Consider the following 1391-nt stretch of genomic DNA (forward strand, 5'->3'; position numbering starts at 1 on the left):
TTTCAAGTCCCGCAAGGAGTGCGACACGAAGTCGCTATCGAGCAGTGGTTCTACTAGAAGAGAGGAACAGATGAACCCCGACCCGTGACTGATGGTCGGTCCCCAGTTTCGGGTGCGTCGGTGGCAACGCCGGGGTGCTGAGCCGAAACCGTCAAGCCCAAGGGAGCCCAGGCCACTGGGATCCACAGGCGAAGGGGAAGACCGGACGGGTGAGCAATGCGAACCCTCGTAGTAAAGCGTCGTTAGTGACACTCCGCAGTGGCAAGCAATCGGCGGATTAGAAATCCCTAGGGCTGGAAAGCCCGACATGCAACGACCTGCTTCTTTAGGGCCGTTGAGGTCACCATGGGGGTCGGCGAAGAGAGGGCACCCACCCCGGTCGCAACTGCCGGTAGTGGAACGTGGAAACCCTGTACGGGTCCGGTGTGTCAGCCGGTAAGCCGGAGGCAACAATGGCGGAAATCCCGTGCAGGACAGGATGTTCGAGAAGCGAAGGCCGATAGGGCGAAAGCCCAGGGGAAGATCGGGGATCGGGTCTCTCTCCCCCCGACATAACCCGTCGGATACCAGTACATGCTGGACGCGAAAGCGGGCTGACGCGAACAGGTAGGTCATGTAGTACGAAAGAGCAAGAGTCTGCGCCGAGGGACAAGTTAGACAGAGAGGAGGGCTAAGTGCCCGACACGACAGTCCCCTCAATGAACGGAACCGAGGGGGACGTCGAATTCTGGCACAGTATCGACTGGAGCCAGGAGGAGGAGTCAGTAAGACAATTGCGTCATAGGATCTACAGGGCCGCAAGGAAAGGTGATTTAAAGCAGGTGCGCAACCTGCAAAAGCTGATGCTGCGCTCCAGAGCCAACACCTTGACAAGTGTCAGGCGGGTCACGCAGCAGAGCACCGGAAAGAAGACTGCTGGTGTAGATGGGGAAACAGCGCTCACCCCATCTATGAGGGGTCGGTTAGCCAGAGAGATTCTGGACCATCCGACAAGCCCAGCCAGGCCAGTCAAGCGTGTGTACATCCCGAAAGCCAATGGAAAGAAGAGGCCTCTCGGCATCCCGGTAATCCGGGACCGCGCATATCAGGCCAAGGTGAAGAACGCCTTGGAACCTGAATGGGAGGCAAGGTTCGAAGCGCGGAACTATGGCTTCCGACCTGGTCGCAGCACGCATGATGCGATCGCGACACTCTTCAACTTCACAGCCAAGAAGAGCGCCAAGAGGCTGTGGGTACTTGACGCAGACCTGTCGGCGGCCTTCGACCGCATCAGTCATGACCATCTTATGACCTCTCTCGGTCGGTTCCCCGGCCGAGAGCAGATCCAGAAATGGCTCAATGCTGGAGTGCTGGAGGACGGCCGGTTCAGCTCAACACCAGAAGGCACCCCC

Annotated in this window: 1 protein-coding gene; it reads left to right on the forward strand. The window is 58.7% G+C overall.

The features are described 5' to 3' along the window. Positions 1-698 precede the first annotated feature (698 nt). The coding region (locus G3I71_RS44610) for a reverse transcriptase N-terminal domain-containing protein (protein ID WP_203732998.1) at positions 699-1391 on the forward strand (693 nt) is incomplete at its 3' end.

It is taken from the genome of Streptomyces sp. SID12501, assembly GCF_010550245.1.
Taxonomy (GTDB): domain Bacteria; phylum Actinomycetota; class Actinomycetes; order Streptomycetales; family Streptomycetaceae; genus Streptomyces.